Origin of the sequence: Streptomyces sp. S063 (genome assembly GCF_002832675.1) — a bacterium.
Classification (GTDB): Bacteria; Actinomycetota; Actinomycetes; order Streptomycetales; family Streptomycetaceae; genus Streptomyces; species Streptomyces sindenensis.
In genome coordinates, this window is sequence record NZ_CP021707.1 from 4,099,775 (window position 1) to 4,116,538 (window position 16,764).

At 72.4% G+C, this 16,764-nt stretch carries 19 protein-coding genes and 1 pseudogene; 10 read left to right on the plus strand and 10 right to left on the minus strand.

The annotated features are described in order from the left end of the window. Positions 1 to 51: 51 nt before the first annotated feature. On the plus strand, positions 52 to 738 hold the full coding sequence (locus CCZ36_RS18915; RefSeq protein WP_206515748.1) for a hypothetical protein: 687 nt from the start codon (positions 52 to 54) through the stop codon (positions 736 to 738). An 18-nt stretch (positions 739 to 756) separates the two neighbouring features. Here the strand turns inward: CCZ36_RS18915 and CCZ36_RS18920 are convergent, their stop codons facing one another. From CCZ36_RS18920 to CCZ36_RS18930, 3 genes are read right to left on the minus strand one after another with little or no spacing between them, the layout of a single operon-like run. Continuing rightward, the gene (locus CCZ36_RS18920) at positions 757 to 1,416 is read right to left on the minus strand and encodes a TetR/AcrR family transcriptional regulator (RefSeq protein WP_128818180.1); all 660 of its coding nucleotides are present in this window, start codon (positions 1,414 to 1,416) and stop codon (positions 757 to 759) included. A 58-nt stretch (positions 1,417 to 1,474) separates the two neighbouring features. Continuing rightward, complete coding sequence (locus CCZ36_RS18925; protein ID WP_128818181.1) at positions 1,475 to 1,711, minus strand: DUF397 domain-containing protein; 237 nt, start codon at positions 1,709 to 1,711, stop codon at positions 1,475 to 1,477. Beyond that, positions 1,708 to 2,544 carry a DUF5753 domain-containing protein gene (locus tag CCZ36_RS18930; RefSeq protein ID WP_164873527.1) on the minus strand — a complete coding sequence of 279 codons (837 nt, stop codon included), beginning with the start codon at positions 2,542 to 2,544 and terminating at the stop codon, positions 1,708 to 1,710. Before CCZ36_RS18930 ends, CCZ36_RS18925 begins: the two co-directional genes overlap by 4 nt. 156 nt (positions 2,545 to 2,700) lie before the next feature. Between CCZ36_RS18930 and CCZ36_RS18935 the strand changes: the two genes are divergently transcribed. Beyond that, positions 2,701 to 3,108, plus strand: a complete 408-nt coding sequence (locus tag CCZ36_RS18935; RefSeq protein WP_206515749.1) for a hypothetical protein — start codon at positions 2,701 to 2,703, stop codon at positions 3,106 to 3,108. Positions 3,109 to 3,137: 29 nt separating this feature from the next. Further along, positions 3,138 to 3,281 carry a hypothetical protein gene (locus CCZ36_RS34810; RefSeq protein WP_164873453.1) on the plus strand — a complete coding sequence of 48 codons (144 nt, stop codon included), beginning with the start codon at positions 3,138 to 3,140 and terminating at the stop codon, positions 3,279 to 3,281. A 19-nt stretch (positions 3,282 to 3,300) separates the two neighbouring features. Here the strand turns inward: CCZ36_RS34810 and CCZ36_RS18940 are convergent, their stop codons facing one another. The 5 genes from CCZ36_RS18940 to CCZ36_RS18960 all read right to left on the minus strand — a co-directional run bounded on the left by CCZ36_RS18940 (position 3,301) and on the right by CCZ36_RS18960 (position 8,625). Then, complete coding sequence (locus CCZ36_RS18940; protein ID WP_237302696.1) at positions 3,301 to 4,299, minus strand: MarR family transcriptional regulator; 999 nt, start codon at positions 4,297 to 4,299, stop codon at positions 3,301 to 3,303. Between the two features lie 475 nt (positions 4,300 to 4,774). Continuing rightward, positions 4,775 to 5,323, minus strand: coding sequence for a TetR/AcrR family transcriptional regulator (locus CCZ36_RS18945; protein WP_128818183.1), 549 nt, complete (start codon positions 5,321 to 5,323; stop codon positions 4,775 to 4,777). 198 nt (positions 5,324 to 5,521) lie between these two features. After that, the gene (locus CCZ36_RS18950) at positions 5,522 to 7,270 is read right to left on the minus strand and encodes a serine/threonine-protein kinase (protein ID WP_128818184.1); all 1,749 of its coding nucleotides are present in this window, start codon (positions 7,268 to 7,270) and stop codon (positions 5,522 to 5,524) included. 187 nt (positions 7,271 to 7,457) lie between these two features. Next, the gene (locus CCZ36_RS18955; RefSeq protein WP_128818185.1) at positions 7,458 to 8,009 is read right to left on the minus strand and encodes a MarR family winged helix-turn-helix transcriptional regulator; all 552 of its coding nucleotides are present in this window, start codon (positions 8,007 to 8,009) and stop codon (positions 7,458 to 7,460) included. Continuing rightward, positions 8,002 to 8,625 carry a DJ-1/PfpI family protein gene (locus CCZ36_RS18960; RefSeq protein ID WP_128818186.1) on the minus strand — a complete coding sequence of 208 codons (624 nt, stop codon included), beginning with the start codon at positions 8,623 to 8,625 and terminating at the stop codon, positions 8,002 to 8,004. Before CCZ36_RS18960 ends, CCZ36_RS18955 begins: the two co-directional genes overlap by 8 nt. A 192-nt stretch (positions 8,626 to 8,817) precedes the next feature. On the opposite strand from CCZ36_RS18960, the gene CCZ36_RS18965 reads away from it, so the two are divergent. From CCZ36_RS18965 to CCZ36_RS18975, 3 genes are all read left to right on the plus strand, one after another. After that, positions 8,818 to 10,200 (plus strand): aspartate aminotransferase family protein, encoded by a 1,383-nt coding sequence (locus CCZ36_RS18965; protein WP_128818187.1) that lies wholly within the window; start codon positions 8,818 to 8,820, stop codon positions 10,198 to 10,200. A gap of 182 nt (positions 10,201 to 10,382) precedes the next feature. Further along, positions 10,383 to 11,183, plus strand: a complete 801-nt coding sequence (locus tag CCZ36_RS18970) for a GntR family transcriptional regulator (protein ID WP_069735546.1) — start codon at positions 10,383 to 10,385, stop codon at positions 11,181 to 11,183. Between the two features lie 60 nt (positions 11,184 to 11,243). After that, a complete protein-coding gene (locus CCZ36_RS18975) occupies positions 11,244 to 11,894 on the plus strand; it encodes a hypothetical protein (RefSeq protein ID WP_069735545.1) in 651 nt (216 codons plus the stop codon). Positions 11,895 to 12,024: 130 nt separating this feature from the next. Here CCZ36_RS18975 and CCZ36_RS18980 read toward each other — a convergent pair. Continuing rightward, positions 12,025 to 12,866: pseudogene (locus CCZ36_RS18980) on the minus strand (SLATT domain-containing protein). Between the two features lie 299 nt (positions 12,867 to 13,165). Here CCZ36_RS18980 and CCZ36_RS18985 point away from each other — a divergent pair. The 3 genes from CCZ36_RS18985 to CCZ36_RS18995 all read left to right on the plus strand — a co-directional run bounded on the left by CCZ36_RS18985 (position 13,166) and on the right by CCZ36_RS18995 (position 15,008). Next, on the plus strand, positions 13,166 to 13,510 hold the full coding sequence (locus CCZ36_RS18985) for a YbaB/EbfC family nucleoid-associated protein (protein WP_128819610.1): 345 nt from the start codon (positions 13,166 to 13,168) through the stop codon (positions 13,508 to 13,510). A gap of 104 nt (positions 13,511 to 13,614) precedes the next feature. Then, positions 13,615 to 14,214: a recombination mediator RecR gene (gene recR / locus CCZ36_RS18990; protein ID WP_065487966.1), complete on the plus strand. Its 600-nt coding sequence runs from the start codon at positions 13,615 to 13,617 to the stop codon at positions 14,212 to 14,214. Positions 14,215 to 14,348: 134 nt separating this feature from the next. After that, positions 14,349 to 15,008 carry a DUF5063 domain-containing protein gene (locus CCZ36_RS18995; RefSeq protein ID WP_069735543.1) on the plus strand — a complete coding sequence of 220 codons (660 nt, stop codon included), beginning with the start codon at positions 14,349 to 14,351 and terminating at the stop codon, positions 15,006 to 15,008. Positions 15,009 to 15,114: 106 nt separating this feature from the next. On the opposite strand, the gene CCZ36_RS19000 is transcribed toward CCZ36_RS18995, so the two are convergent. Then, a complete protein-coding gene (locus tag CCZ36_RS19000; protein WP_128818188.1) occupies positions 15,115 to 15,960 on the minus strand; it encodes an NAD(P)H-binding protein in 846 nt (281 codons plus the stop codon). Between the two features lie 234 nt (positions 15,961 to 16,194). Between CCZ36_RS19000 and CCZ36_RS19005 the strand changes: the two genes are divergently transcribed. Continuing rightward, positions 16,195 to 16,725, plus strand: a complete 531-nt coding sequence (locus tag CCZ36_RS19005) for an SgcJ/EcaC family oxidoreductase (RefSeq protein ID WP_128818189.1) — start codon at positions 16,195 to 16,197, stop codon at positions 16,723 to 16,725. Positions 16,726 to 16,764: the final 39 nt, after the last annotated feature.

A 16,764-nucleotide genomic window follows, 5' to 3' on the forward strand; every position in this document is an offset into this window, starting at 1 on the left:
TACTAGTACAGTGTGTTAGTTTGGATCGGGAGGTTGAAGTAGCACACCGTATTGGTCGCGATCAGGGAAGGCGTCACCATGGGGCTGAGCTGGAACGACCGACGACTTGAGCGCCGAGTGAAGCCGGGTGACGGGAAGCCGCTGAAGCCCTTCCGCTGGTGGCAGATGACGCGCCGATCCCTGCTCTCCCTTCCGCTACCGGTGGGCGGCGGCATCTCCGCGACGTACACGGTGGAGGTCAAGCACGGCGGCGACCCCGAGTCGGGCGTGGTCCGGGCGCGGCTGTACCGCGACGGGCTCTGCGAGGCCGAGTCGAAGCTCCCGGCCCGCTTCCCCGTCCCCGGCGGGACCATCGAGGTCCGCAGGAGCGAGGTGGGCATGCGCCGCTGTCACTTCGTCGCCGACGGTGACGGTTCGGAGACGCGCCTCGTCCCCGACCCCCGCTCGGCGGAGTGGCGGCGCATGAACTTCGCCCGCGAGCACCCGGCGGCCAGCGCTCTCATCGGGGCCGTGTCCGTGGTGCTTCTGCTCATCGGGGTCGGCCTCAATCTGCTCCAGGCGGCGCAGCCGATCTCCGAGATCCCGGCCATAGCGGACTCGTTGGGTACCTTCGAGTCGCCGTTGCGGTTGCCGGTGTGGCTGAACGTCACGCTGGGCGTGGGCGCGGCGTTCGGAGCGACGGAGCGGGCGATGCGGATGCGCTACCACTGGCTCCTGGACGGCGGGGCCGGTACCTGACGCACGCGGAGGTCCGGCTCAGACCCGGTTGTCCAGCACGAGGTCGACGCCGGTGCGCAGGACGTCCAGCTCGGTGGCGATGTGCGCGTTCTCGCTCGGCAGCACCTGCTCGATCGCTACGCCGTTGGCCAGCGTCAGCAGGAACCGCGCGCGCCGGGTGGTGTCCCCGGGGGCCAGGGCCCCCTCCTCGACCAACACGGTCAGGCACTCCTCGACCCGGCGGGTCACCTCGCGCTGCATCGCCTGGTACTCCGCGCGCATGGCCTGGGTGGGCTCGGAGGCGATGTACCGCTCGTGCACGGTCAGCCACGCCTCGCGGGCGCCCCGCGTGCTGTCCGGCGGTACGAGGAGGCCCTGTACGCAGCCGAGCAGGCGGTCACGCGGAGAGATGGACGTGTCCCGGAAACCGGCCTCGGGCAGGACGAGGTCGAAGACAACCTTCAACATGGCATCTATGAGCGCGCGTTGCGTGGGGAAGTGGTGCCGCAGGGACCCTGTGCTCACCCCCGCCCGCTCGGCCACGGCGCGCACGCTCAGCGCCGACCCCGCGCCCTCACCGAGCATGGTCGAGGCGGCCCACAGGATCCGGTCCCGGCTCTTGAGCCCCTCGGGCGGCGTCGGGTGCGCCGGTTCGGGTTCGGGATCCGGTTCCGCGTCACCAGCACGCTGTACTGCCATGACGCCGACGCTAACACGGGCGCCACCAGCGGGTACGGCAGGCCGGAGCGCTCTTGGCTCACTCCGCCCAGGTGACGAACGCCGACCAGGCGTCGGGCGCGACGGCGAAGACAGGCCCGTCGGTGACCTTGGAGTCACGGACGTGGACGGAGTGGGGGCAGGCGGCGACCTCGACGCACTCGCCGCCGCTCCCGCTGCTGTACGAGGACGTGCGCCAGTCGAAGGCGACCTCGATGCAGTCACCGCCGCTGTCGTGGCTGTAGCTCGACTTGAACCATCGGAGGTTGCCGCTCATTCCGTCACTCCTGCCAACTGCATGATGAGGTCCAGCGATTCACGAGGACCCAGGGCCTGCGCGCGGATCTTCGCATAGCGCTGAGCGTAGACGCTCACCTTTGCCGGGTCACTGATCAGCAGAGTCTCGTCCTGCGGCTCCAGATAGGCGAGGCGTTCGTGCTCCGGGGTCTCCAGCAGGTTCATCGAGCCGCGACCACCTGCGTACTCGCCGTACTTCCCGGCGTCCAGGGGCAGCACCAAGAGTGTGACATTACGTCGCCGGGCGCACTCCAGGAGATGGAGCAGCTGCTCCCGCATGATCTCCTCGCTGCCGATGACGCGCCGCAGGACGGACTCGTCGATGATGATCTCGATCATCAGGAGCGGGTCCCGGTCAAAGAGGGCTTTGCGGGCCATCCGGAGCTGGACCAGTTCCTCCACGCGCTCGTCGGAGAGCGGCGGGTGCCCGCCGCCGATCAGCGCTCGTGCGTACGCCTCCGTCTGGAACAGCCCGTGGACGACGTTGGCGGCGAACAACTGGAGGCTGAGCGCGGCCTCCTCCAGCAGCGCGTAGTCCTTGAACTGCTCGGGAAGCCGCTCCATCCGCATGTACTTCCGTGCCGTCTCGAAGATGCGCGTGCCGTTGCCGTGCACCCGTTGCAGCTCGACCAGCATGGCGTCGCTGGCGGGCTGGGCGCAGGTCTCCATGGCGCTGATCGCCGCCGCCGAGTAGCCGATCTCCTTGCCCTGCTGCTCCTGCGTCCACCCGCGCTGGATGCGTAGCGTCCGGGCCATCTCGGCCACCATCCGGGCCATCGGGCTCGCCGTTTCCTTGTTCTCAGCACTCGCCATTACGCGATCTCTTTTCGACTCAACCGAACTCAACCGGTCATTACTCGATGCCATCGAACTCAACGCGGATCCAGCGGAGTTCACGCAGGTCAACGGCTTTGCGACGCACCTCGGCAGACATGGTTAACGCTAGGTGATCGGGGTCACAATCGTCCCGTGAACGCAATCAACGGTGGTGTGACGGCGGACTGGATTCCGGAGTACGGATTCCACCTCCGCAAGGCGGGCGTGCAATTCGACGCGGTCCGCGTGGACGGTGACGCCGGGCGGCGGCTGGCCGATCTGATGGAGGAGTTGGTCGGCGGCGAACCGGGGCCCGTCGTCAGCGAGTCGAACGGCCGGCGCGGGGTGTACTTCCTCGTCCCGCCCGGGTCGACGGCGGGGCGGCCGTGGCCGCGCGAGGTGACGACGTTCAACTCGACGACGGGCCGGATCAGCTACGTACCCGTTCCGGCGCTCGGGGGTGACACGTGGCCGCTGATGTGGCGCTACCCGCCGTCGCGGGCGGGGCGGTTCGTGCACACGTTGATCCTGTTCAACGCGGCGTACGCGTTATTGAGTTGAGGGCGCTGGCCGGTTGTGGGACCACTCCCTTGCCGCTGTGGCGGTTCACCGACCTCGGCGAGACGTACCGGACGCGCCTGCGCAACGGGGTCACCGGCGACCTGGGTGTTCTGACCGTCCTCATGTCCGTCCTCGACGATCCCGACCCCGGCTTCGCCGTCGTCACGCCCTGACGGCGTCCTGCCGACCTCCTCAGGGCGCTTTGAGCAGGGTGCGGAGGTTCGCCATGTGGGCCTTTACGGCGGCGATTTCGGTGGGGTCGGGCGGGCCGGCCCGGTGGCCCTCGGAGTGGGCGGCGCGGCAGGGGCGGCAGAGGCCGTCGGGGAGCGCTTCGGGTTGGCCGGGGCGGCCGCAGTCGGTGCATTCCATGAGGAGGCGAGGGGCCGGGGTGCCGGTGCTGGGGGAGGTGTTCGGGGTGGTGGGTCGGGTGGGCAGCCGGGGCGGGATCTTGTCGGTGAGGCGGCGGCGGACGAAGCGGGATGGGCAGTCGACCTGGGCGGGGAGCCCTGCGGTGAGGGCGGTGATCAGGTAGTCGATGCTGACACCCCGGTCGAGCCATTCCGCTGCCTGCGCCTCCAGGGCGGCGCAGTCGTCGGCGGACAGAGCCAGCCGGATGTCCCGGCGGCCCAGTTCGGCCAAGGCCAGGTAGGCGGGGGAGGGGGCGGTCGTTGCGGCCGCAGCAGTCGTTGTCGGAGCCGTCGACGGCGCCCGTGGTCCCGGTGGCCGTGCCGGAGCCTCTGCCGGGCTCGTGGGCTCGGGCGCGGTGCGTTGCCGCGGTACGGCGGCGGGGGTGGGGGCGGACGGTGCCGGGGCGGCCGGGGGTCCCGCAGGGGCTGCGGTCCGGGCGGCCTTCTCGGTGGCGAGGTAGGTGGTCCACCACTCGTTGTCGCGGGCGGTGCGGGACCAGAACGTGCGGAAGGCCCAGCGGGTCTCGTCGCCCGCGCCGACGGAGCACCGTACGCGCCGCAGGTGCCCGGCGACGGACAGGGCGTTCAGGGCGGTGGAGATGGCCTGTTGCCCGTACAGCGGGAGCTGCTTCGCCAGGTGCTTGATGCTCATCGCGGCCCCGTCGGGGAGGCGGTCGACGAATCCGGCGACGTACCGCTCACGGGCCGGGAGCATGGCGAAGTCGTCGCGCGTGCGCGGCTGTTGGTCGGGCGTGGAGCGTTTGCCGTAGCCGGGTTTGGCCATCGGGCACGCGGGCGAGACTGCGGGGACGGGCAGGGCGGGGCTAAGGTGCTGGGTAGCCAATGGATCGTCTTTCTAGTGGGTTCGATCTTGCGGTCAGACCCCGGCCTGGTGCTGTGAACACCGCGTCGGGGTCGCTTAGTTCTGGCACCGTAAGCGGCCGTCACGCTGCGCCGCAAGCTGTCACGATTAGTCATACTGGCTGGCCGTGACGGGGTGGGGAGGTGGGGCGGTTTTCCCCAACCCCCCTCTTTTCCCCCCGGTTAAAGAAGGCGCTCGTGTCCGGGGTCTCGTATCTCGACGCTCGGGTCCCGGCACCCGAGCTTCGGGCCCGGACCTCACGCACGTACCCCCGGACGAGTGAACGCCACGCTCCGGCACTCGTGTCCTGAGTGCCGAGCTTCGGGGTTCGATGCTCGGGATCCGGGGCGGGCGGCGCGATCGCGTCAGGCGGCCCTTGTCGGCGTACCGGGCGGGCCTACGAGCGCGGTGCGGTGATGCGCGCGATCGCCTCGGCCGTGAGGGCGCGCTCGTGGGGCTCGGTCTCCAGGGCGCGGTGGATGGACAGCCCCTCGATGAGCGCGTCGAGCTGGCGCGCGGTGGCCGCGTCGAAGTGCCATTCCAGGGCACGGCGGCTGCGGCTCATCCAGGTGCGGGTGAGCTCGCGGTAGGCGGGCCGGCGGGCGGCGAGGGTGTAGAGCTCGTGGGTGAGGATCAGCTCGCGCTGGTTGCCGCCGGAGAGGTGGTGGACGAGATCGGCGACGGCCTCGCGGGCCTCCTCGGGGGTGGCCGCCGCGCCGAGCCTCTCCTCGAAGACGGCGACGATCGTCCCGGAGAACCGGGTGAACGCCTCGTGCAGCAGCTCGTCCATACCGGAGAAGTGGTACGTCATCGAGCCCAGCGGCACGCCCGCGCGGGCGGCGACCTTGCGGTGCGAGACGCCCGCGACGCCCTCGTCGACGATGAGGTCGAGTGCCGCGTCGATGATGCGGTCCCGCCGCTCGGGGTCGGTGCGCCCTGTCGCCACGCGGGTGCCTCCTCGGGGTCGGCCTCGGGTCGGCCTCGGGTCGGCCTCGGCTTTGGTTTCCGGCCTCGGTCGGCCGGGTCTCGTCCTTCGTCGCAGCATAGAGCGCGGGGCACGGGGGCCGGTCATGCGCTCGCTCGGGCTCGGTCGCGCCGGCGCGCGGTACGGGTCGGGGCGTAACGGGTACGCCGTTCCGCGTCCTCAGTCCGCCTTGGTGTAGATCAGGCTCTCGCCCGTGCCGGTCGTGGTGCGGCGCAGGGTGCCGTCCGGGAGCAGAGTGAGATCGGTGGGCTTCCCGGGGGAGCAGGAGGAGGCCGGGCTCCCGGAGGACACCGTGGAGGGGCCGATGCGGACCGGGCCGTTCCCGGCGGGGCGGTCGGCGAGCGGGGCGCTGAACTCGCAGTGATACGTGGATCCGGAGGCGAGGGGCCCCTCGGCGGTGAGGGCGAGGACCTGGTCGCCGACGTCGCCCTGCCGGATGGTCAACGTACGGGTGGATATGCCCTGTTGGCCCGGTATGGAGCCGGACCAGGTGCCGAGGAACCCTTCGGGGACGGCTCCTTCGCCGGCTCCCTGCTGCCCCTTGCCGCCGCTGCCCGCGTCGCTGGAGCCCGAGGGGCCGGGGGAGACGGTCGTGCCCGGCCCGTCGCCCTTCATGAACGCGTACACCGATCCGCCCGCCCCTGTCGCCACGATCGCGGCGACGGCTATGAGCGCGACGGTGGCACCGGCGGAGCGGCGTTCGCGGGCGGCCGGGGGAGGCGTGGCGGCGAAGTGGGCCGGGGCGATGGGGTGTTGGGCGGGGGCGCCGTACGGCGGGTGGTGCGACGCGTGCGGGTGGGGCCAGGGCGGTATCGGGGCGGTGGGCGGCGCGGGCGTCGGAGGGCTCGCCGGGGTGCGCGGGCCCTCGGGCTCCTGCGGGGCTGCCGGATGCGCGGAGGCCGTCGGCACGTCCGGGCCTCCCCGGCCTCTCGGGCCTTCCGTGGCTCCAGGCTCCTCCAGCTCCTCCGGGTCTTCCGGATCCTCCGCGTCGAGCAACCCCACCGCCTGACGGCCGAGTTGGGCGAGGAGGGTGGCGGGCAGCCAGGGATCGTCCGCGTCCGCCTCGCCCAGGCGGGCCAGGATCTCGTCCGTACCGGGGCGGTCCGCCGGTTCTTTCGCCAGGCAGTCCCGGACGACGTCGGCCAGCTCCTCCGGGACCCCGGTCAGGTCCGGGTCCTCCTGGGCGATCCGGAACATCAGGGAATGGACCCCGCCGCTGTCCGCCGTACCGAACGGCAGCCGGCCCGACGCGGCGTACGCGAGGACGGACCCGAGGCAGAACACGTCGCACGCGGTGGTCACGCGCTCGCCGCGCACCTGCTCCGGGGCCATGAACCCGGGCGAGCCGACCAGGACCCCGGTGCGGGTCAGATCGCCGTCGGCCACGGACTCCAGGGCGCGGGCGATGCCGAAGTCGATGACCCGGGGCCCGTCGATGGTCATCAGGACGTTGGAGGGCTTCAGGTCCCGGTGGATGAGCCCGGCCCCGTGGATGTGCTGGAGGGCGTGGGCGAGCCCGGACCCCAGGAGCCGTACGGAACGGGCCGGCAGCGGCCCGTACGCCCCCGAGGCCGTGACCGGGGCGCCGGGGCGGCCCGAGACGACGCGCTGGAGGGAGGGCCCGGCGACGTAACCGGTGGCGACCCACGGGACGGGGGCCTCGGTGTCGGAGTCCAGCACCGGGGCGGTCCAGGCGCCGCCGACCCGGTGCGCGGCGTGCACCTCCTGGCGGAAGCGGGCGCGGAACTCGGGCCGCTCGGCGAGCTCGCGGCGGACGAGCTTGAGAGCGACGGTGCGGCCGCGGTCGGAACGGGCGAGGAAGACCTGGCCCATGCCGCCCTCGCCGAGTCGGCCGAGGAGCCGGTACGCGCCGATGCGGTGCGGGTCGTCGGGCCCGAGCTGGTCCATGGTGCGCTTCCTCCCCCGTGCGGCCCGCACGAGAATAGCGCCGGACCCCGCACCGCCCCCAGCCCGCCTGGCGCCGACCCTCAGCCCGTCCGGCGTTCGAGGACAGGGCGGTCGAGGTGGCGGGGCTCGGGCTGAACGTACCGGGTACTCCGGGGTCCGCCCCGGCCCGCGCACCGCCCTCGTGTGATCAAGGGTTCCGTCCTCCATCGCCGGACGGGCTCGAAGCACCGCGGTCCGCGGCCTGGGCGCCGGGCGGGCCGGAAGTGCCCCGGTCCGAAGTGGACAAGGTCTCCAGGGCTTCCGACAGGCGTTCCAGTGCTCCCACCGTCTCCGCCAGGTCCGCCGCCCCCACCTCCCCGGCCAGCCGCGCGGCGAACTCCGCGTGGGGCCGGCCGATCCGGGACACCGCGTCGCGCCCCGCCCCCGTCGCCCGCAACAGCTTCGCGCGGCGGTGGGCCGGGTTCTCCGCGTACTCCGCGAGGCCCCGCTCGACCAGGAGATCCGCGATCCGCTGCACGCTCTGCCGGGTGATCCCCATCGTCCGGGCGATCCCCGCCACCGGCAACGGCTCCACCAGCACCGCCCCCAGCACCTGCCACCAGGCCGACGTGAGGCCCCCCGGCCGCGCCAACTCGTCAGCCACCGACAGGAACTGGCCGTTCAGCCGGAACACCGTCAGCGCCGCCCGGCTCAGCAGCTCCTGCTCGGACGGGAGACTCCGCGCCCCCTCGCTACTCACCCTGCAACACCTCGTACGCGCTCGCGTCCGAGTCGTGGAACAGCCGGTACCACGCGTCCAGCTTCTTCTCGTCGTACACCCCGAGCAGCGCGAAGACCTCCCGCGCGAACGCCACCGGCTCCGTCGGCCCGGCCGTGATCAGGCGCCCGGCCCCGTCCCTCCCGGCGTCCGTGACCGCGTCCACCTCCACGTACCGCTCGCCGCCCGCGTACCCCGTCGCCGCGAGGTAGAAGGAGACCGCGCTCGTGTGCGCCCGGTCGTCCAGCAGCCCCTCGCGGGCCAGTCCGGCCGTCGCCCCGCAGATCGCCGCGACCGGCACTCCCGCGTCCAGGAAGGAGCGGGCCGCTCGCGCGAAGGGGCTCAGCGCCTCGCCCGTGTCCCAGCCGGCCGCGCCGGTCAGGATCAGCAACGCGCTGTCCTGCGGCCGCAGTTCGTCCAGCGCCAGATCGGGCTGGACGCGCAGGCCGCCCATGGTCGTCACCGGCTCGCGGGAGAGCCCCACGGTCCGCACGGTGTAGCCGTTCTGCGTGAGATGGGCGGTCGTGTACCCCGTCTCCCAGTCGGCGAAGGTGTCGTAAACGGCGAGATGCACGGTGGTGGCGCTGCTGCTGGTCATGATGACCTCCTCGACTCGATGACAGAAGGCTGTCATATCGACAGCATGCTGTCAAAGGTGTGGAGGGTGAAAGGTGAGGGGAGTGAGGGGGCGGAGGTGAGGGGCGAGGGCGACACCTTGCCGAACCATCCGGCCCAGGCCGTACAAGGTGGCCATGGAGGCCACCCCCCACCAGCACTTACGCTCGGCCGCATGACCCCTCATGCCCCTCATGCCCCGTACGCCGACCCCGCGGCCGGTGCGGCCGTGAAGGCCGCGGACCGCGCGCACGTGTTCCACTCCTGGTCCGCCCAGGGCCTCATCGACCCGCTCGCCGTCGCCGGCGCCGAGGGGTCCTACTTCTGGGACTACGACGGCAACCGCTACCTCGACTTCACCAGCGGGCTCGTCTACACCAACATCGGCTACCAGCACCCCACCGTGATCGCCGCGATCCAGGAGCAGGCGGGCAAGCTCGCCACCTTCGCGCCCGCGTTCGCCGTCGAGTCGCGCTCCGAGGCCGCACGCCTCATCGCCGAGCGCACCCCCGGTGACCTGGACAAGATCTTCTTCACCAACGGCGGGGCCGAGGCCGTCGAGAACGCCGTCCGCATGGCCCGGCTGCACACCGGCCGTCCCAAGGTGCTCTCCGCCTACCGCTCGTACCACGGCGCCACCTCCACTGCGATCAACCTCACCGGGGACCCGCGCCGCTGGCCCTCCGACAACGGCTCGGCGGGTGTCGTCCGCTTCTGGGCGCCGTTCCTCTACCGCTCGCCGTTCCACGCGCAGACCGAGGCCGAGGAGTGCGCCCGCGCGCTCCAGCACCTGGAAGACACGATCGCCTTCGAGGGCCCGTCCAGCATCGCCGCGATCATCCTGGAGACCGTCCCGGGCACGGCGGGCATCATGACCCCGCCGCCGGGCTACCTCGCCGGCGTCCGCGAGATCTGCGACCGGTACGGGATCGTCTTCGTCCTCGACGAGGTCATGGCCGGATTCGGCCGCACCGGCGCCTGGTTCGCCGCCGACCACTTCGACGTCGTGCCGGACCTGCTGACCTTCGCCAAGGGCGTCAACTCCGGTTACGTACCGCTCGGCGGCGTCGCCATCAGCGCCGAGATCGCCGCGACCTTCGAGACCCGCCCCTACCCCGGCGGCCTCACCTACTCCGGCCACCCGCTGGCCTGCGCCGCCGCCGTCGCCACCATCGGCGTGATGGAGGACGAGAAGGTCGTCGAGCACTCCGCCCGGATCGGTGAGACCGTCCTCGGGCCCGGCCTCCGCGAACTCGCCGAACGGCACCCCTCGGTGGGCGAGGTGCGCGGCCTCGGCGCGTTCTGGGCGCTGGAGCTGGTCCGCAACCGCGAGACCCGCGAGCCGCTGGTCCCGTACAACGCCTCGGGCGAGGCCAACGCCCCGATGGCGGCCTTCGGAGCGGCGGCGAAGAAGCAGGGGCTGTGGCCGTTCATCAACATGAACCGGACCCACGCCGTCCCCGCCTGCAACGTCTCCGAGGCCGAGGCCAAGGAAGGGCTCGCGGCCCTGGACGTGGCGCTCTCGGTGGCCGACACGTACACGGTTCAGGGCGCGTAGAGCGGCCCGTGTCCGCTTCCGATCCGTACGCGGAGTAACCGGACGATCCGATTCCGTACGCGATCGACCCCGTACGTCGTCCCGCCGTGCCCGGAATCGGGCACGGCGGTGGCCCTGGCTTAGGGTGACCCGAACCACGACGGGTACGCGGGGACGTACGGGGACGGACGGAAGAGGTCGGCATGAGTCCGAGCGCAGGTGTGACGCGCAGTACCCTGCGCCAGCAGATCGCCGACGCGCTGCGCGACGAGGTGCTGGCGGGCCGCCTGCCGCCGGGCCGCGAGTTCACCGTCAAGCAGATCGCCGAGCAGTACGGGGTCTCCGCGACGCCCGTCCGCGAGGCGCTCTTCGACCTCTCCGCCCAGGGGCTCCTCGCCTCCGACCAGCACCGGGGCTTCCAGGTGCGGGAGTTCACCGTCGCCGACTACCGCGCGATGGCCGAGGCCCGGGCGCTCGTCGTCGAGGGCCTCTTCCGCGACCCCGCCGAACGGGTCGCCGTCCGGCCCGAGGGGCTTGCCTCGATCCGCCGCCGCGCCGCGGAGGCGGTCCGCGCGGCGAAGGGCGGCGACCTCGACGTGCTGATCGGCTACGACCTGCGGTTCTGGCGGGAGCTGGGGCAGTTCGTCCTCAACCCGTACATCGCCGACTTCCTCGCCCGGCTCCGCGTCCAGGCCTGGGTGTTCGCCGTGCACCGGCTGCGCCGCGACGGCATGGACGAGAACGTGCTGTGGTTCGGCCACGAGGAGCTGGTCGAGGCCATCGCCCGCGGCGACCACGAGCAGGTCCACGCCGAGATGCGCTCCTACTACGGGCACGCGCTCGCCTGGGCGGACCGCCTGGAGGCGCGGGAGGCGGAGGGGGGCGTGGCGGGGAGCGAGGCGGCGGGGAACGTGGAGAGGAACGCCGAGGGGCCGCCGGGGCCCGGTTCCGCGGTGGCTCCGGAGCCCCCGGGGGCTCCGGGATCCCCGGGGCACTGTGCGTGAGGTTCGCCCCGCATTACGCTGTCCCGACGATCGCCCTAACCCTTCCGAGAGCGAGACTTCGTGGCCTGTGACCTGTGGCTGGTCCCCCTCGTCGACGTGCTGTGCCACAGCGCCGACAACCCCTTCGCCGAAGAGATCGCCGTCTACGACAAGGCGCTGAACGACGCCGGGCTGCCGCCCGTCCCCGTCTACGCCTACATGCCGGGCCTCACCGGGGACGTCGCCCCCGTGGCCGGGTTCGACTACGACGCCCTGCACTTCCTGCGCCGCGCCTATCTGCTCCAGCTGAGCGGGCTGGCCGTCACCCCGGTCGCCGGTCTCGACGGCGACTACGAGCAGCTGCTGGAGATGTTCGAGCAGGGCGCGCAGCAGTCGCACCTGGTCTGGCACTACGACCACGCCGGGGCGTACGTCCCGGTGGACTTCCCGGCCCCGCTCTCCGACGACGACCTCCTGGCGGGCGGCGGCCCCCTCGGCTCCGCGCACGGACTGCTGCGGGAGCTGGAGTTCGTCGCCCCGGCCATCGGCATCGACCCGGCCAACCCGCCGGCCGCCCCGCAGCCTCCGTCGGGCCCCACCGCCCTGGAGGAGCCGGCGCACCCGATGCCCTACGACGACAGCCCCTTCGCCCGCGAACGCCACGTCTGGCTGGGCCTGCACGCGGCGGCGACCCGCAGCCTGGCACAGGGCTCAATGATCATCTTCAGCTGAGCCACACCCGGCCCGCCCTCGCGCCCCACGGGCCGGGGTGCCACATCCATCACGCCCCCGAACCCAGCTCGTCCGGCGACCGAGGGCCGGGGGCCCGGCGCAGGCCCCCGGGGCAGGCCCCGGGAACACCTCACCGGGGCGGCGACTCCGGCGGCCGCTGCCGCGGCATGTTCGGCCGCGCCGCCACCGACGGCATCGAGAACCGCCCCGGCGCCGCCCCCGGCTCCCCCCGCCCGCCCGCGCTCCCCGCCGCCAGGGCCTGCATCCCCATCGGCGCGGGTCCCGCCCGGAACTCCACCATCCAGTCCGCCGTCTCCGACCGCACCAGCTCCGTGACGTCCTCGGAGAACCTCCGCAGCACCCCCAGGCACCGCTCGGTCGCCTCGCTGGCCGTGCCCTCGGTCGGCCCGAGCATCTCCCGTACGCACTCCGAGGCCCAGTCGAACTGGAGCACCTGGAGCCGCCGCTGCACGGCCTGGGCCGTGGCCAGATTCCTTATCCACCCGGAGGTGAGGCCGAAGTACCGGTCGCAGGCCATGCAGGCGGCCCCCAGCAGCAGCGACAGATAACCCCAGCCCGCCGAGCCGCTCAGCGTGCCGGTCAGGTCGAGCAGGGGAGGGCGGCACCGGCGACCACCCCGGCGGCCGTGCCGATCCGCAGGGCCCGGGCGGCCCGGCGCTTCCAGACCCGGTCGTTCAGATACCAGTCGGCGGTGTCCAGGGCACCGGTCTCGACCCAGCGGTAGAGCTCGTCGAGCCGCTCGGCCGGCTCACCCCAGTCGCCGAGGGGGAACGGGCGCCCGGTCAGATCGCGCCCGCCGGCGTGCCACCCGGCACGGCCGCCGGTGCGCCCGGCGGCGGCCCGGCCCCCGGCCGGGGCTCCCGTAGTGGAATGCTCAGCTCCGTTCTCACCGGATCCCGCATCGGACTCCTTGCGGGGCGGCCCCTCGGGCTGCATCTCCGGCTGACTCACCGGGGCACTCCTCTGCACTCTGACGGACGGGACGGACGCACAGGGGGTAACTGTGCGTCACCGTGCATGCACGCTCGTGTGCCGAGGTGCATGCCCTTCCTACCGCCGAATGGTGGGCCGCGGGGTCGAAATCGCGGGATTCCCGCCTGGGCAGGGCCCCTGGTCAGGTATAGGAACCCTCACGCCGGTTCGGAGATCTCACTCGAAAGAGTTGGTCCCCGGCGGGTGGAGCGCGGTGACCGGGGAGCACGTAGGCTCGGCTTACCGAAACATTTGTCGTCGAAATGCCAGGAGTGACCGTGATTCCCGGTGGTGGCCAGCCCAATATGCAGCAGTTGCTCCAGCAGGCCCAGAAGATGCAGCAGGATCTCGCCGCGGCCCAGGAGGAACTGGCCAGGACCGAGGTCGACGGACAGGCGGGCGGCGGTCTCGTGAAGGCCACCGTGACCGGCTCCGGCGAGCTGCGCGCCCTGGTCATCGACCCGAAGGCGGTGGACCCGGAGGACACCGAGACGCTGGCCGATCTCGTCGTCGCGGCCGTCCAGGCGGCCAACGAGAACGCGCAGGCGCTCCAGCAGGAGAAGCTCGGCCCGCTGGCGCAGGGGCTGCGCGGCGGGGGCGGCATCCCGGGTCTGCCGTTCTGACCCGGCCGGCCGCGGGGCCGTAGGTTCCGCGGGCCCTCCGGGGCCTACTGGTACCGACCCGTACCCATTACGGTACGGAGCAGGAAGCGAAGAAAGGCGTTCCGTTGTACGAAGGCGTTGTTCAGGACCTCATCGACGAACTGGGCAGGCTGCCCGGCGTCGGTCCCAAGAGCGCGCAGCGGATCGCCTTCCACGTCCTGCAGGCCGAGCCCACCGACGTACGCCGGCTCGCCCACGCCCTCCTGGAGGTCAAGGACAAGGTCCGGTTCTGCGAGGTGTGCGGCAATGTCGCGCAGCAGGAGCGGTGCGGGATCTGCCGGGACGCGCGCCGCGATCCGAGCGTCATCTGCGTGGTCGAGGAGCCCAAGGACGTCGTGGCGATCGAGCGGACACGGGAGTTCCGGGGCCGCTACCACGTGCTGGGCGGGGCGATCAGCCCCATCGAGGGCGTCGGCCCGGACGACCTGCGCATCCGCGAGCTGCTGGCGCGGCTCGCGGACGGCTCGATCACGGAGCTGATCCTCGCGACCGACCCCAATCTGGAGGGCGAGGCCACCGCGACGTACCTGGCGCGGATGGTCAAGCCGATGGGCCTCAAGGTGACCCGGCTGGCCAGCGGTCTGCCGGTCGGCGGCGATCTGGAGTACGCCGACGAGGTCACCCTGGGCCGAGCCTTCGAGGGGAGGCGGCTGCTGGATGTCTGACACCGAGGACACCGAGACCGACACCGACGTCGGGACCGCCGCCGCAGGCCCCAGGTCCGGGCCCGGGCCCGGACCCCTGCACGTACTGCCGTCCGCTCCACCGTCTGTGACCGCGCCCACGGGAGGTCCCCTCGATGTCTGACGCCACGCTGAACTCCGTCACGCAGGACCCGGGCGACTTCGCCGTCCAGATCGCGGACCAGATCAAGACGTTCATCGTCGCGGTCGCCGAGGTGTCCAAGGTCGACGAGCCGGAAGAGGCTGTTCCGGTCCTGCTCCTCCAGGTCTCGCAGCTCCTGCTGGCCGGCGGCCGCCTCGGCGCGTACGAGGACGTCCTGCCCGACGAGCGGTACGAGCCGGACCTGGGCGCGGAGCCGGACGCGGACGGGCTGCGCGAGCGGTTCGCGGCGCTGCTGGAGCCGATCGACGTCTACTCCGAGGTCTTCGACCCGTACGAGCCCCGCAAGGCCCCGGTCCCGCACCGCATCTCCGACGATCTGGCCGACCTGGTCACCGACCTCGGCCACGGCCTCGCGCACTACGAGGCGGGCCGCACCGCCGAGGCGCTGTGGTGGTGGCAGTTCTCGTACTTCTCCAACTGGGGCTCCACCGCCTCCGCCACCCTCCGCGCCCTCCAGTCCCTGGTCGCCCACATCCGCCTCGGCCAGCCCCTGGCGGAGCTGGACGGCCTGGACACCGACCAGGACCCGGGCGAGGAGAACCTCGCCGAGGAGGCGGGCCGTGTGATGCTCCAGGAGATCGCGGGGCCGCTGGGGCTGCGGCCGGTGAAGTAACCGCCCACCTGCCGCCCGCCGCCCGCCGTCCGCCGCCGCCCGCCGTCCGCCGCCGCCTGCCGCCCGCCGTCCTTCGCGCCCGCGCCGTCCTCCGCCGCACCCCGGTTCACCGGAACGCGTCGGCGTTCTCCTCGGCCCAGCGGCGGTAGGTGCGGGCGGGCGAGCCGGTGACCCGGGCCACGGTGTCGTGCACGGCCAGCAGGGCGTCGTTGACGTCGCCGCCCATCAGGTCGAGGACGCTGTCCGCGACCTCGGCCCCCATCATCGCGGCCATGGGCCCGTACGCCGCTTCCCTCCCGATTCCGACGCAGGCCACCTCCCGGCCCAGCACCCGCCCCAGCTCGTGGGCCTGCTGTCGCGGGGAGATCCTCTCCGGTCCGGTGAGCGGGTACGTCCGCCCCCGGTGCCCCGGTCCGGTCAGCGCCGCGTGGGCCACCGACGCGATGTCGGCGGGGTGGACGGCCGGCAGCCCGACGTCCGCGTACGGCACGCGCACGACGGACTCGTCGCGCACGGACTGTGCCCACCAGAGGGTGTTGGAGGCGAACTGCGTCGGCCGCAGCACGGTCCACGCCATCCCGCCGGCCCGCAGCCGGCGTTCGACGGCGAGATTCGCCCGTGCGGGAGCGAGGTGCGGATGGGTCTCGACGGTGATGGAGGAGACCAGCACCACGTGCTCCACCCCCGCCTGCCGGGCGGCGTCCAGAACTCCGGCGTCATCGCCGACGCCCGAGACCAGGAACAGTGAACGCGCCCCGTCCAGCGCGGACTTCAGCGACTCGGGCCGTTCGAGGTCACCTTCCGCCACAGCCACCCCGTCGGGCACCGCCGCCCCGACCCGCGCCGCGTCGCGGGTCAGCGCCCGGACACCGGGCCCGAGCCCGTCCACGGCCAGCTGCCGCAGCAGCTCCCTGCCGATGTTCCCGGTCGCACCGGTCACCACCACTGTCATCGCTGAGCGCCCCTCTGTCCGGTAACGGCGTGCCGAGCGCCGCCTGTTCGACACCGGGAACGCTAGAACCTCAACCGTCCTTCAGATCAAGCCGCCGGTTTCGAGCCGTCCTCCGGCAGCCGGGTGCGGGGAGCGCCGCCGGGTTGATTGCTCCTTGACCTCAACCGCGGTTGACGGAACAGGGTCAGGGGCGAACGGCCGACCCAACGGCCTTACCCCGCAAGGAGATGTCCGATGAGCGCCACCACCCCCGCCGCACCGGCCCCCGCGCCCACCGTCATCGGCGTCCCGGCCCCGCAGGAGGACGTCGACGCCATCGTCGCGTTCGTCGCCGGTGTGCAGGAGGCCCAGTTGAACGCGGATCCCGATGCCTTCCTCGCGGGCTTCCGCGAGGACGCCATCTGGACCACGGCCCACGGCAAGCGGCTGACCGGGCTGCCGGAGATCAGTGCCTTCACCCGCAAGGTGCTGCCCCCGCAGGCGGATTCGCCGGTGATCGCCACGTACACCGCCGACCTCATTCTCTTCGTCCGCCCCGACATCGCCGCCGTGAAGATCCGTCAGCGCCCGGCGGAACGTGCCGGAGGCGCATACCTGGACGAGATCTTCCACGGCCAGGAGGACCCCGCCGAGCTCATGGCCGCCCGGCCCGAGGCGGTCCCGGGCACGCCGACCTATGTGCTCGCCAAGGACGACGGGGTCTGGCGCATCGCGGCCGCGCAGAACACGCAGGTCCTCGACGTGGAGACGCTGACGGCGGGCTGAGCCGGTCGCCCCGGTCCCGGTCACCCCGGCCGCCCGGAT